This window comes from Cellulomonas sp. URHE0023 (assembly GCF_000688475.1).
GTDB lineage: Bacteria > Actinomycetota > Actinomycetes > Actinomycetales > Cellulomonadaceae > Cellulomonas.
Window position 1 is genome coordinate 1,230,126 of the sequence record NZ_JIAN01000005.1, and the last position, 12,558, is coordinate 1,242,683.

Sequence of the window (12,558 nt, forward strand, 5' to 3'; positions counted from 1 at the left end):
CAACCGGCTTGGCTGCATCCTCGCTTCCAAAGTCGAGAGCCCTCCAACCAACCCAGGGCGGTTCAGATCGCCTCGGACCCCACGCCGTGAGGGCTCCGGCACGCCACCAGGGCACCGGACGCGATGAGCTCGGCTGCGGGCGCGAAACCATCCAGCGAGATCAGTCGGTCAGTACCAGCTGGGCAGCTCAGGCTGCCACTCTCGGGTGTACGTCCACATGCCGCCGTCCAGGGCCCAGTCGCCGCTGACCAGCAGTCTCGTCCAGGCGTCGAACCAGGAGAAGTCGTCCACCGCGCTCGCGATGCGCCACTACGGGACGTGGCGATCTGTGGCACCGCGGGTCGGGTCAGCGCTGAACGACGTCGTTGCACCGCGACGTACGGGAACTCGGGTCAGACGGCGCTCGGCCGGTACTCGCCGATGCGGTCCCAGTCACCCCACTCGAGCGGGTCGAGCCAGTGGTCGGAGACGTTCACCCCGGTGAACTCCTCGATCGTCGCCGCCGGGGCGGCCTTGACCTTGGTGCGTAGCCGGCTGTACCCGTCCGGCTTGAAGTAGTACGTCCGGGTCGCCAGGTAGCCAGGCGTGCCGTGGTACTGACCGTCGTCCGGGTAGAGCCGTTCGGTCACGTTGAAGAGAAACAGGCGCCCTTGCTGCGTGTCATAGGAGAGGGCCGAGACCTCCGACCCGTGCTCGTCGTAGAGGTGCACCGTGATGTCTTCGGCCCGCGCGCTCATGGTCAGCGTGTAGCGCGGGACGGACCCGACGCCGTCCACCGCCGCGACGCCCAGCTGAGGGCCCTTGTCGAAGACGCGCCGCGCCTCCTCCTCGGTGATCGGCTCGACGGGCTTTCGCTCGTCCGAGAACCACGAGCGGCCGTACAGGAACGTCATCTCGTCACTCCGGGGGCTTCGTGTAATAGGTGCCATTGACGTCGCGGATGAAGATCTGCTTGGACTCGGCATAGGCCACGATCGCGGGGTCGACCCTACCGCCGACCTGCGGGGGGACCTCGAGGACCATGGGGCCGTTCAGTCGGTCGCCGACGATACCGAGGTCGCGGTTCTTCTTCGTGTTCGCGATCTTGGTTCCTTCGGGGTATTTCTTCACGAACTCGTCGATGTACGTCTTCGCGGTAGCGACGCTCACGTCGTTGAGCTGGGTGAGCTTGCGGGACACGATCGCCTCATCCGGGGTGTATGCGTCGAGCCGGAAGCGGGATTTCCGGCCTGTCTCCAGCGCGATCTCGGAGTAGTCGTAGGCACGGTTGGCATAGGCGTTGAACCTGTTGCCGGCGATGATCTTGCGCATGAACGAGCTCATGCCGTTCCACCGCTTGAGCTCGGCGTCGCTGAGGAACTTCTCCGGCGCGAAGTTGGCCGGGTCGGCCAGGTCCGCAGCCTCGTCGAGCAGCCGACCGTCCCGCGCGAACACCCGCGACGCACCCGATGCCCGGTCGACGGCGGTGATCAGCTCGCCGGCCTCGGCCAGCCTCTCCAGCTCCAGGAGGTCCTCGGCCTTGAGGGCGGTCCTGACCCACTTCCCGCCGACGGCCGCATAGCCGAGCACGGGGATCGCCGAGCCCATCGACAGGGACCCGTTCACCCAGTCGCCGTCGGTGTAGTACCAGACACCGCTGAGCACGTCCGCCGGTTCGCCGAGGACCGGGACGAGGCCGACCACGTCGAGCAGGCCGTGCAGCAGCTGTTTCCACCACGGGCCGGCCTTCTCCTTGGCGACATCGGACTCCTCGTCCAGCGCCTTGGCCACCGCGCCGAGATCGCCCGCAAGCCGGGGCTGGAACGCGTCCTGGCCCTCCTTGGGTGGGCTGAGGATCGCGCTCTGCACGGCCAGCGCGAAGGCGCCGGCGGTGAGCTCGTCCAGGCCCGGGCGGCCGTGCAGGAACTCCCACATCGCGGCGTTCACGACTACGGAAGACTTTCCCGTGTCGACCGTGCGGGTCTCGGCCGTGCCGAACACCCGCCGCACCGCGTCCGGGTTGGACTGCATCGCTGTCAAGATCCCGTACAGCGGGTCCTGCATGAGGTCGCACTCCGGCGAGCGCTCCGGCCGTGGGTCGGTGACGAGCCACGGCCCGCCGACGGCCCACTGCTCGGCGCCACCGTCGCCCTCCGAGGTCCGGATCGTGTTGTACACGTCGACAAGGAAGTCGTCGGACCACAACCCGCGCTCGATCACGAGCGACACGAGGTTCAGCTGCCCGCCGTGGGCGAACCGGAGGCGCTCGTCGCCCGCGAAGTCCGTCCACGCCTTCGTCATACCGGGCACCGCGACGTCGCCCGTCCCTTGGCTGGCCAGGCCGAGCGTCATGCCCAGCCCGCGCAGCAGCGCGTCGTAGTCGCGGTCGAAAGCCGCCACCCCGTCGAGCCCCGCACCGACCCGTCCCCTGTTGACCAGGTCGAGGTAGGCCGCCAGCGCACCGGGGGTCACCCGGGACGCCAAGGCCTGGGCGAAGTACGGGTCGTTCTGGTTCTCCGCCAGGATGCGCAGCAGCTCCGGGTCGACGCCCCGCGGGTCGAAGTCGTCCTCGTCGACCTTGAGCTTGCCCAGCACCGTGTCCACCAGGCCGGCGATCTCGGCGTCCGACGTCGTGGACAGCACCGAGTCGCCGAAGGAGACGACCGCCAGACCTGGCGTGGCCTGCTCGATCATCCGGGCGATCGCCCGGCGCCGGTTCAGGTCCCGCAACGCCTCGCCGATCGCGTGCTCCACGCCACCGCCGTACCCCACCTGGGCCAGCGTGCCTGTCGAGAGCTCGACCCGCTCGAGCTGGCCGCGCAGCCGCCCCGCCGCCCCCGTGACGGTCTCGCGTGCGGTGTCGAGCGACGCGATCAGGTCGTCCATCGCGTCGAGGTCGATGCTCACCTCAGCCATGGCCGCCAGTGCGCCTGCCACGAGTTCGCCTCGACCATGTCCGGCTGCCCGCGCAGTGCGTGGTCGAACTCGTCGATTGCGCCGTTCGCCGCGTTCTGGCAGGTGGTGCGCCACGAGGTCAGCTGGTCCTCGAGGTCGCCCGCCCGGCCACCGACCCACGCACCGTTCGCCATCGCCTTGATCGCCTTGTCGATCGCCGTCGACAACGCGCTCGCCGACTCGACCGACGAGCTGCGCGCCGAGACCACCGCCGCACGGAAGAGGTTCGGCACCTGCGCCGGATCGGCGTCGCTCGCACTCATGTTCGCGTCGCCCCTTTCCTCGCCCCCACGACACCGGCAGTCACAGCCAAGCGCATCCGGCCGCAACGCGACAATCCAGACGGCTGTACTCGATTCGCGTCAGGCGGAGCGTTCCGCGTGTGGCGTGCCGAGTGTGTGCATCGAGACGCAGGACCGTTCGACTGCCCGGAGGCGGGCGACTTTGACGGATCTGTTCGCTCACGGGTGGGGTGTGCACACTGCGCGCGAGGATCTGTTCGATGGCACGTCGCTACCAGGCAGGGCAGCGATCGCGTTCGGAGGCATGGACACCGCCGAGAACATCGCCGTCCTGGTACCGGGCATGGGGTCGCACGTGACGGCCACCCGAACGTGATCGAGGGCGACGCGAGCCACCTACGGGGCCGTAGAGCGCAAGCTCGGCGGCGAGCTTTGCGACGGTCATCACGCCATCCCGGCCCTGTCCGCGGCACCGCGACCCGGAACGGGTTTTGGCGCGCCAAGCCCCCCGGGTGTCGTGGTGACGTCGACCGATCTTGTCCGCATTGAAGTTCGTACTGTCCATCGGTCGGACGTCCGCCGCCGTGTTCTGGGTAACGACGACCGTGGAGGCCTTCTCCAAGCGATTCCAGTGGTAGTTGACGACCGTGCTGCCGGCACCTCTCGGACTCACCGATCCCTCTCGAGGAGCAACCACAATCGCTTGGCCCCCGAGCTGGGTCCCGAGCGCCCAGTCGGACATCACACCGCACCACACCCTCGTATGGAACATGCGAGGGCATCTGTGCAAAGGAGGGCTCGTTGTCGAGATGCAGGACGGTTTGACCATCGCCGCGCGTCATCGTTGGACTGTCCACCCGCGCTGCACAGAAGTCGTCACGGCCCCGCGTCGCATTCGACCGTACGCTCGCCGGATGATCGTCAATGTTGGTGAGGTAGACGCCGACTACTCACAGATCGAGCTCGGACCGGGCTTCGGCGGCCACGCCTACGGGCTCGACAACCTCGGCTTGGCGAACGGCGAGCTCGGCGAGAACGTCGTCCTCACCACGGCGCGACAGCACGGCCGCGTCGCCGTGGAGGCACAGGTCCTCGAACGGCAGCCGCCGCTCGACCCGGCGTGGGACGCCGTCGTCGAGATGTCCCTCCGAACAGGTGAGGGTGCGCAGGTGTGCGGGTGGGCCGGCACGGGCGTGGTCGCGATCCCCGTGCCGCCAGGCATCGACGTCCGGGTCCGCTACGTGGTGCTCGACGGGCAGATCGGCAGTGAGCAGTTCAACAGACCTCATGAGTCGGACGAGAGTCCGGCCGAGCGGTACCTGCTGCAGATGTGGCCAGCTCCTCCGACCGCCGCGCGAACGCTCGCCGCCACGTCGCCGTGGAGTCAGTACTGGGCCTTCGGTCCTCCCGCGGTCGCAATCATCGCCGAGCTCGCCGACGTACCGGACCCGGACCGTGCCGTCGTCGTCATCGACCGAGCACTCGCCGCTCACCCGGACGTCACGGCACGTCTCCGCGCCGGCGACGACCGATTCCAGGCGGGTGTAGTCCGGTACCTCCAAGAGCTGTTCCGCGTGACGTACTTCGCCGACGTCTACGAGGGGCTCCGCAACGACCATGAACGTATCCGGCTGCTCATCGCGGAGCGCGCGCGCCGCCTGTCGCAGTGAGATGCCGAAGTCCTTCACGACCGGGCCTCGCCGCAGAGAAGAACGGGGCGCCGCTGTGCTACCGGCGACGCCCCACGTCTGCTTGGCCGCAACTTCCGCACCACCGGACTCAAAGCCGAGGTAGCTCGCGTGTCATGTTCGACCAGGCGGTTCAGGGCGCTGACGCGACGACTGCTCGTGCGGCGATAGCAGCGAATGCGGTGCGGAGTTCGGCTGGTTGGGCGTGGCTGATGGCCGCGGTGAAGCGGCAGAACTCTGCGGCCAGGCCTTCCCAAGACCACGCCCCAAGGTGTACTCGGCACTGGTCCGCGTCGAGGGCTTGCGCTGTGCCGTCGCCGATATAGGGGGCGATGTCGGCGAGAGGCGCATGCAGTGTCACTTCGCCGTGGCAGGGCCATCTGTCGGCTCCGGTCGATCCTTTGAACCGGGCGGCGAGATACGTGGCGGGGTTCCCACCCGGGACCAGTCGTGGCGTGAATCGTCGTCCGTTGGGGGTGCGCGGGGAGATGCGATCGGCGCGGTAGGTTCGCCAGTCCTCCCGTGCGGGAGAGTAGCCGAGCAGATACCACTTGCCGTTGTGGAGGAGGAGGTGGTGCGGTTCGATCGACCGCACGGGTGGGGCTGTCGAGCCTGCCGTCGCGCTGGGAAAGGCGTAGTCGAAGCGCAGTTCCTCGCGGCTGCGGATCGCTTCGCCGATACGTAGCAGCACCGCCGGGTCTGCCTGAACGACCGGGCCACCCGCCGTTGCGCTGAGCCCATCGACGAGGCTCGCTACGCGGTAGGACAGGCGAGCGGGCAGCAACCGGGTAACAGTGCTCAGGGCCCTTTCGGCGGCGTCCTCCACGCCGGCACCGAGTGTGCCCGCAGTGCGAAGAGCGAGGGTGAGGGCGATCACCTGCTCGTCATCGAATAGGAGCGGGGGCAGCTGGCTGCCAGCCTCTAGGCGGTAACCGCCGTCGGGGCCGCGTGTCGCGTCGATGGCGTAGTCGAGCTCGCGCAATCGGTCGATGTCACGACGCACGGTGCGCTCACTGACCGCGAGGCGCTGGGCGAGCACCGGTGCCGGCCAGTCGCGACGCGACTGCAACAGCGATAGCAGTGCGAGTAGGCGCTTCGAGGTCGATGACGAAGATGCAACCGGCATAGGTCAAGTGTGCGTGGAGAAGCGGACGTTCCCTGACCGGAACTGCTGAGACGGTCTTCGCAGCCCGATAGAGCGGCTGCCGCGATGACTTCGCATCGAATCAGGGAGAACACCATGTCTGCTACCCCCGTCGCCCACCTCAACTTCCACGGCGACGCCCGTGCCGCGCTCGAGTTCTACGCGACTGCCTTCGACGGTGAAACCTTTGTCCGCACCTACGGCGAGTTCGGAACGCCCGCCGGGCTCCCCGACTCCGACAAGGTCGTTTTCGGCCAGGTCTCTAGCCCCGCCGGCTTCACCCTGATGGCCTACGACATCCCCGGCGCATCAGACACCCCCCGCATCGCCGGGTCGGCACGCCGGGAGAACGGCACTACGGTCACCGACCAGTCGTTCTTCCTCGCCCTGAGCGCTGACACCCTCGACGAAGCCACCGGCTACTGGGAGGCCCTGGCCGCCGGGTCCACGATCGTGGAGCCGCTGGCGGCGTCGGCGTGGTCGGCCGGATTCGGGATGCTCACCGACCGATTCGGTGTCACCTGGGTGCTGAGCGTCACCGAACAGCAGTCCTAGCCCGTCTGGCCTGGGGCGGCCGGCTGCTCTCGTGCTCATCCGTTGACCATTCGCCGCGCATCGCGGGGAAGGACGAGGCAGAAGGCCATCACCCTGAAGAACATCGGGGTGATGGTCTTCTGCTCCACCGCGGCTCGGCACACGGACGTCATCGGGAGGACCGCGGCGAGTCTTCCGCCTTCGCGACCGATCGCGGTCTCCGAGATCGCGCCCTCGTTCGGGCGCCCCGGTGGCGCGCTCCAGGTGCGCTTCATGAAGAACGGCGAGGCCATACCCGTGAAGGATCTTCTGACAGACCGCGTGCTCACGAAATGACGCTACGTATCGACCCGCAGGTGATCGAGCTGATCGAGCAGAGCGGCCGATGGGTCGACGAACCGGGACCGGGAGAGGCTTTCCGGATCGGGGACTCCCAGGTCGAGGAGGTCGGCCGCGAGGACGCGGGCGTGGTGACGGTCGAGACGATCGAACGCGGCGCGTCGAACGGCGTGGACCTCGTCACCTCGGATGTCCGCGTCCTGCAGACGTACCTGGCGCTCCAGGCGGCCGGCGAGTGGCGCACCGGGCACGACCTGGAGTGGCTGACGAACGACCGCCTGGCCACTCCTGTCGAGTACACGGTCACGGACGAAGACCACGGCCGAAGCAGTGTGCGGCGCTCTGACGGCACCGTCGTCGCTCACCGAGTTCGGGCCTGGGTGCTGGCAACGACCCTGACCGCGCTTTCGACCTCGAGACGACCCATCGTGTGGCCGAGTCCAAGCTGTCCTCCTGGAAAGGTAACGACGGAATGCGGCAGCGCGGCCTATTCGCTGACGTGGTCGGACTGTCGCTCGACACCACCAGCCGCCGACGGCAGGTCTTCGTCGTGGGTGACTATCCGGTGCGGTCCCTCCGGACCAGCGCGCGCAAGGCGAGCAAGACCCTCTCGAAGGCCGCGCTCAAGCTGCGCACGCCCGAGGGCCTCTCTGAGGCGATGACCGTGGCGGAGTTCACCCTGGCTGCTCGGATCGAGGTCGTCGACCTCAAGGACCTCATCCCCAAGCTCAGATAGCAGGCACGGCCAGGGCCCCGCCAACCTGCGTGCGCCGGCTGTTCTCCCAAGTGCTCTCAGGAATTCGGTCGGAGCGACCAACTCAGCGCCGATGGCCGCGGGTCCGATTCCTTCACAGCGGCACTCAGCTCGTCGTCGACGTGCGCGATCACCGGTACACCCGTGCGGCTCGTCCGGGCGGCACGGTCACGGTGCTCGGGTGAGGGACTCCAGGAGCTCGCGACTGCGGCGGTACTTGTCCCCCAGGCGATGGGCGACGTGCGGAGGCAGTGCCGAGACCCGCTCCGGATCGGTGTTGTCGTCGAGGTCGGCATGCTTGACGACCACGGCGAGCGGATGTTCGGCCACCCTGCGCATGCTCTCGTCGAGGGTCTCGCCGGGCCGCTTGCTCAGGGCGTCGACAGCGGCGACGACGGCCGCCGGGCAGCCGAGGGCGAGCAGGTCCGCTGCTGTGACCGGGGTGTCCTCGAGGACGTCGTGGAGTACTGCGACCATCCGCGCATCGTCACCCTCGACGCGCGCCATCACCCGCAGGGGGTGTCCGATGTAGGCCTCCCCGCCCTTGTCGGTCTGTCCCTCGTGCGCTGTCGTCGCAAGTCTCACGGCTGCGTCGAGGTCGAACACCGAGCCGGTCACGAGTCGCTCCCCTCGTTGGTACGACGGGAGTTGACCGATCGTTCGAAGTCGAGTGCGGCTGCAATGCTGATCGGCTGTACCTCGTGCTCGTACATGTTGAGCCTCACCAGGGCGAGGACACCCGTGGAGTACCACGCACCGTCGCCACGGAGCATCTCTTCGATGGCGCCTTCGGGCGCTGGCCGCCGCCGCAGGATAGTGCGAGGTGCGGAGACGTCGTCGCCGTCCCACAGGAGCGCGAAGTACTCGGTCTCGGCCGTCATGGGATCTCCGGGGGTGTGATCGACTGGACACCGGGTGGCGTCGGGACGGTGCTGAACAGACGCTGCATCTCCGCCTCGAGCCGAGCCCTGTCCGCGGGGGTCACGTCCGGCAGGCGGATCTGCTCATAGAGGTCGTGTCCGCTCATCTTCACCTCGAAGCTGACCGGTGTTCGAGCTGCAGTTCCACACCCCGACCAGCTTCGAGGTCAAGATGAGCGGACACGACCTGTACGAACAAGCCCGCCTGCCAGGCGTGACTCCACAGGAGGCCGCGCGGCTCAAAGCCGAAATGCTGCAGCTCTTCCGCGCCGTCCCGACACCACCAGGTGTCCGATCGATAGCAGCACCGGAGGTCCGATGACAGTCGAAACAGAGTATTGGGCTCTCCTCTATGAGGGGGAGGACATCTCTCGAACCCACACGATCGTTCGGCGGACGGCAACGCCCGAAGGCTCTATCAGCGAGATCCTCCGCGGAGACGGTACGTGGGAGACCACGGGCATCGTCACGCTGGCGGAACTGAACATGTATGAGAAGGAGCTCCGGCCCATCAGCGCCACGGCCGCACTCGACTTCGAACGATGGGTCAACTCCCGTCGTACCAACGAGGGGAGCGACTCGTGACCGGCTCGGTGTTCGACCTCGACGCAGCCGTGAGACTTGCGACGACAGCGCACGAGGGACAGACCGACAAGGGCGGGGAGGCCTACATCGGACACCCCCTGCGGGTGATGGCGCGCGTCGAGGGTGACGATGCGCGGATGGTCGCAGTACTCCACGACGTCCTCGAGGACACCCCGGTCACAGCAGCGGACCTGCTCGCCCTCGGCTGCCCGGCGGCCGTCGTCGCCGCCGTCGACGCCCTGAGCAAGCGGCCCGGCGAGACCCTCGACGAGAGCATGCGCAGGGTGGCCGAACATCCGCTCGCCGTGGTCGTCAAGCATGCCGACCTCGACGACAACACCGATCCGGAGCGGGTCTCGGCACTGCCTCCGCACGTCGCCCATCGCCTGGGGGACAAGTACCGCCGCAGTCGCGAGCTCCTGGAGTCCCTCACCCGAGCAGCACCGTGACCGTGCCGCCGGGACGAGCCGTACGGGTGTACCGGTGATCGCGCACGTCGACGAAGGATGCGGGGCAGGACCTGCGTAATCAGGCACGACTGGCAACGAGCTGCCAGATCCTGGCTGTTCGTTGCCCGAGCGGTCTGAGCGTGCATCGGTCCGGCACTGCGGCGAGCTGGACTATGAGCCGGGCGCCGGGCCAGCGCTCCGAACTCGGACACATCGGGTAGTCAGACTATCGTCGCCGTTTAGTCAAAGAATCTTGCATCTCGACAGCTCGTCGACAATCAGCGGGCGTCAGGCCTGCATGTCCACGAAGCGTGAATAGTGCCCCTGGAACGCCACGACGAGGGTGTCGGTCGGCCCGTTTCGGTGCTTGGCCACGATGACGTCGGCCTCACCCGCCCGTGGCGACTCCTTCTCATAGGCGTCCTCGCGGTGCAGCAGGATGACGATGTCGGCGTCCTGCTCGATGGAGCCGGACTCACGCAGGTCGCTCATCTGGGGGCGCTTGTCGGTGCGCTGCTCGGCGCCACGGTTCAGCTGGCTGATCGCGATCACCGGAACCTCGAGCTCCTTGGCCAGCAGCTTGAGTGCACGGGAGAACTCCGAGACCTCCTGCTGGCGGGACTCGACGCGCTTTCCGGACGACATGAGCTGCAGGTAGTCGATGACGACGAGCTTGAGGTCGTGCTTCTGCTTGAGCCGCCGGCACTTCGCGCGGATCTCCATGAGCGACATGTTCGGGGAGTCGTCGATGAACAGCGGGGCCTCGGAGATCTTGCCCATGGTCGCGGCGATCTTGGCCCAGTCGTCCTCGCCCATCTGACCGTTGCGCAGCTTCTGCAGGTGCACGCGCGCCTCGGCGGAGAGCAGACGCATCGTGATCTCGTTGCGGCTCATCTCGAGGGAGAAGACCACAGACGTCATGTTGTGCTTGATCGACGCCGACCGGGCGATGTCGATGCCCATGGTCGAGTTGTGCGTGGGGATCATCGACCGGCTGGCGAGGTACAGGTGCGACTCGTGCTCGATCTGCACGCACCGCACGGGCACGCTGTCGATGGGCTCGACCGACACGATGAACCGCTGCGTCAGGCGGCCGGTGGAGGGCTTGCGCCGATCCTTGTGGACCAGGCGCTTGCGCTCGAGCGCGAAGACGTCGTCGTCCGTCGTGAAGGTCAGGGTGAACGCCGTCGAGGAAGCCTCGGTGCGACCGTTGACCCGCTTGGTCGACCAGCCCGTGCGGTAGCCGAGGGAGTGCACGAGCTCGCGGACGTCGTCGGCGAGCCGCCGGTTGGTCAGCGTGATCTGCACGCTTCCCGTGGGGCTCACCGTGCCGTCGGTGTCCAGCAGACCGGCCAGCAGATCGCGGCGCTGACCCTGTGACGCGCGCAGGTACGACGTCGGGATGTGCTTGTCACCGAGCACCCCGAGCGTCCGCAGGCGTCCGTGCACCGTGCCGTTCGCGTCATGACATGACTGGCACCGCAGCAGGCCGGTCGTCGCCACGCCACAGTTGGGGCAGGTCGGGACGGGAACGGGCGCGGTCAGCGTCTTGACCTTGCCGCCGCAGGAGCGACCGCAGGTGCGGACCTGCGACCCGCGAGGCACGAACGCGGTCCCGCACACCTCGCACGAGCGCTTGGGGACGACGTCGACGGGAAGCTGCACCTGGTAGAGCCGCGCCGGTCCTGCACCGGAAGGGCCCATGTCGCGGGCGACGAGCCCGCGGCCCTCGATCATCATCGCGATCTCTGGGTCGGCGCTGGTGAAGCGGGCCGAGGCCGAGTGGCCGCCGCCCAGCCAGACGCCGAGCGCGTAGGCGTCGATGGGCAGCTCGGCCGCGGGGAGGTCGAGGGGACGTGCCGTGACGACCGAATGGTTCGCACGGCCGTCGGCCGTCGCGCACCGGACGGTCGCGTAGATCTCCTCGGTCGTCCGCAGACCGGAGACCGGCCCGGAGATTCCGCGACGCTCCGCGCGGGTGCTCGTCTCCCACTCATGCCAGGCATCGGCGACGATCACCGTGCCGTCATCGAACGTCACGCGGTACGTCGGTCGATCCGTCATCACCCCGGTCGCGCCGACGACACGGGTCGGGGTGCCGTCTGCGGCGATCAGCAGGTCGCCGACCTGGACCGACCCCATCGTCGTCCACCCGGTGGGTGTGGGCAGCGGGGTGTCGAGGGCCAGGGCCTTGCCGATGGCCGGCCGGGCTGCGAGCACGATCATCTGACCCGGGTGCAGTCCGTTGGTCAGTCGGTCGAGGTCGGAGAAGCCCGTCGGAACCCCGATCATGCCCTCGCCGCGGTGTCCGGCCGCCTCGATCTCGTCGACCGCTCCCCCGATGATGTCGCCGAGGATCAGGTAGTCCTCCGACGACCGCCGCTCGGTCACCGCGTAGACCTCGGCCTGCGCGTTGTTCACGATCTCGTCGACGTCGCCGCCGTCCGTGCCGTAGCCGAGCTGCACGATGCGCGTGCCGGCCTCGACGAGCTTGCGGAGCACCGACCGCTCCCGCACGATCCGCGCGTAGTAGCCGGCGTTCGCGGCGGTGGGGACGGACGAGATCAGCGTGTGCAGGTACGGAGCTCCGCCGATGCGGCCGATCTCGCCGCGCTTGGTCAGCTCGTCCGCGACGGTGATCGCGTCGGCGGGCTCACCGCGGCCGTAGAGGTCGAGGATCGAGTCGTAGATGACCTCGTGCGCGGGCCGGTAGAAGTCGGTGCCGCGGATCTGCTCGACGACGTCGGCGATGGCGTCCTTCGAGATCATCATCCCGCCGAGCACCGAGCGCTCCGCGTCGAGATCCTGCGGAGGGGTCCTGTCGTAGCCGCCGCCACCGCGGCCCGCAGAGGCCGGCGCGCCGTACTCGAGCTCGTCGATCGTCATCGCTTCCCCATCGTCATCGTTCGAACATATGTACTCTGGGGTACTGACACTCAGGCCCGTGCGAGGCCCGTTCTCGACCTCGC

The 12,558-nt window shown here is 68.0% G+C and carries 17 protein-coding genes; 6 read left to right on the forward strand and 11 right to left on the reverse strand.

Translation table 11 applies throughout. The annotated features are described in order from the left end of the window. Positions 1–168: 168 nt before the first annotated feature. The 4 genes from N553_RS25775 to N553_RS0106375 all read right to left on the reverse strand — a co-directional run bounded on the left by N553_RS25775 (position 169) and on the right by N553_RS0106375 (position 3,197). Entirely contained in the window at positions 169–291 is a 123-nt protein-coding gene (locus tag N553_RS25775; RefSeq protein WP_255347001.1) for a hypothetical protein, read from the reverse strand. Positions 292–392: 101 nt separating this feature from the next. Further along, positions 393–893 (reverse strand): hypothetical protein, encoded by a 501-nt coding sequence (locus tag N553_RS0106365; protein WP_028045834.1) that lies wholly within the window; start codon positions 891–893, stop codon positions 393–395. Between the two features lie 4 nt (positions 894–897). Then, entirely contained in the window at positions 898–2,895 is a 1,998-nt protein-coding gene (locus N553_RS24175; protein ID WP_156043719.1) for a hypothetical protein, read from the reverse strand. Next, entirely contained in the window at positions 2,883–3,197 is a 315-nt protein-coding gene (locus N553_RS0106375) for a hypothetical protein (protein ID WP_028045836.1), read from the reverse strand. Before N553_RS0106375 ends, N553_RS24175 begins: the two co-directional genes overlap by 13 nt. 893 nt (positions 3,198–4,090) lie before the next feature. Between N553_RS0106375 and N553_RS0106385 the strand changes: the two genes are divergently transcribed. Further along, positions 4,091–4,846: a hypothetical protein gene (locus N553_RS0106385; protein WP_028045838.1), complete on the forward strand. Its 756-nt coding sequence runs from the start codon at positions 4,091–4,093 to the stop codon at positions 4,844–4,846. Positions 4,847–4,997: 151 nt separating this feature from the next. Here the strand turns inward: N553_RS0106385 and N553_RS0106390 are convergent, their stop codons facing one another. Continuing rightward, positions 4,998–5,990 carry a YafY family protein gene (locus N553_RS0106390; protein ID WP_028045839.1) on the reverse strand — a complete coding sequence of 331 codons (993 nt, stop codon included), beginning with the start codon at positions 5,988–5,990 and terminating at the stop codon, positions 4,998–5,000. Between the two features lie 114 nt (positions 5,991–6,104). Between N553_RS0106390 and N553_RS0106395 the strand changes: the two genes are divergently transcribed. After that, entirely contained in the window at positions 6,105–6,563 is a 459-nt protein-coding gene (locus N553_RS0106395) for a VOC family protein (protein WP_028045840.1), read from the forward strand. Positions 6,564–6,598: 35 nt separating this feature from the next. On the opposite strand, the gene N553_RS0106400 is transcribed toward N553_RS0106395, so the two are convergent. Together N553_RS0106400 and N553_RS25580 are read right to left on the reverse strand one after the other, a co-directional pair. Continuing rightward, positions 6,599–6,871 carry a hypothetical protein gene (locus N553_RS0106400; protein WP_156043720.1) on the reverse strand — a complete coding sequence of 91 codons (273 nt, stop codon included), beginning with the start codon at positions 6,869–6,871 and terminating at the stop codon, positions 6,599–6,601. A 9-nt stretch (positions 6,872–6,880) separates the two neighbouring features. Further along, positions 6,881–7,246: a hypothetical protein gene (locus tag N553_RS25580; RefSeq protein ID WP_156043721.1), complete on the reverse strand. Its 366-nt coding sequence runs from the start codon at positions 7,244–7,246 to the stop codon at positions 6,881–6,883. 107 nt (positions 7,247–7,353) lie between these two features. Here N553_RS25580 and N553_RS21420 point away from each other — a divergent pair, with 107 nt between their 5' ends. Further along, positions 7,354–7,617 carry a hypothetical protein gene (locus N553_RS21420; RefSeq protein ID WP_156043722.1) on the forward strand — a complete coding sequence of 88 codons (264 nt, stop codon included), beginning with the start codon at positions 7,354–7,356 and terminating at the stop codon, positions 7,615–7,617. A gap of 186 nt (positions 7,618–7,803) precedes the next feature. Here N553_RS21420 and N553_RS21425 read toward each other — a convergent pair whose 3' ends face one another. The 3 genes from N553_RS21425 to N553_RS24995 are packed head-to-tail and all read right to left on the reverse strand — an operon-like array spanning position 7,804 to position 8,662. Next, positions 7,804–8,253 (reverse strand): HD domain-containing protein, encoded by a 450-nt coding sequence (locus N553_RS21425; RefSeq protein WP_034620724.1) that lies wholly within the window; start codon positions 8,251–8,253, stop codon positions 7,804–7,806. After that, complete coding sequence (locus N553_RS0106420) at positions 8,250–8,516, reverse strand: hypothetical protein (RefSeq protein WP_028045844.1); 267 nt, start codon at positions 8,514–8,516, stop codon at positions 8,250–8,252. Before N553_RS0106420 ends, N553_RS21425 begins: the two co-directional genes overlap by 4 nt. Continuing rightward, complete coding sequence (locus N553_RS24995; RefSeq protein WP_156043723.1) at positions 8,513–8,662, reverse strand: hypothetical protein; 150 nt, start codon at positions 8,660–8,662, stop codon at positions 8,513–8,515. Before N553_RS24995 ends, N553_RS0106420 begins: the two co-directional genes overlap by 4 nt. Positions 8,663–8,682: 20 nt before the next feature. On the opposite strand from N553_RS24995, the gene N553_RS25000 reads away from it, so the two are divergent. From N553_RS25000 to N553_RS0106435, 3 genes are read left to right on the forward strand one after another with little or no spacing between them, the layout of a single operon-like run. Continuing rightward, a complete protein-coding gene (locus N553_RS25000) occupies positions 8,683–8,877 on the forward strand; it encodes a hypothetical protein (protein ID WP_156043724.1) in 195 nt (64 codons plus the stop codon). Beyond that, positions 8,874–9,140, forward strand: coding sequence for a hypothetical protein (locus N553_RS0106430; RefSeq protein ID WP_028045845.1), 267 nt, complete (start codon positions 8,874–8,876; stop codon positions 9,138–9,140). Before N553_RS25000 ends, N553_RS0106430 begins: the two co-directional genes overlap by 4 nt. Beyond that, positions 9,137–9,589 carry an HD domain-containing protein gene (locus N553_RS0106435; RefSeq protein WP_028045846.1) on the forward strand — a complete coding sequence of 151 codons (453 nt, stop codon included), beginning with the start codon at positions 9,137–9,139 and terminating at the stop codon, positions 9,587–9,589. The genes N553_RS0106430 and N553_RS0106435 overlap by 4 nt, the downstream gene beginning before the upstream one ends. Before the next feature lie 288 nt (positions 9,590–9,877). Here N553_RS0106435 and dnaB read toward each other — a convergent pair whose 3' ends face one another. Then, positions 9,878–12,475 carry a replicative DNA helicase gene (gene dnaB, locus N553_RS0106440; RefSeq protein ID WP_028045847.1) on the reverse strand — a complete coding sequence of 866 codons (2,598 nt, stop codon included), beginning with the start codon at positions 12,473–12,475 and terminating at the stop codon, positions 9,878–9,880. Positions 12,476–12,558 lie beyond the last annotated feature (83 nt).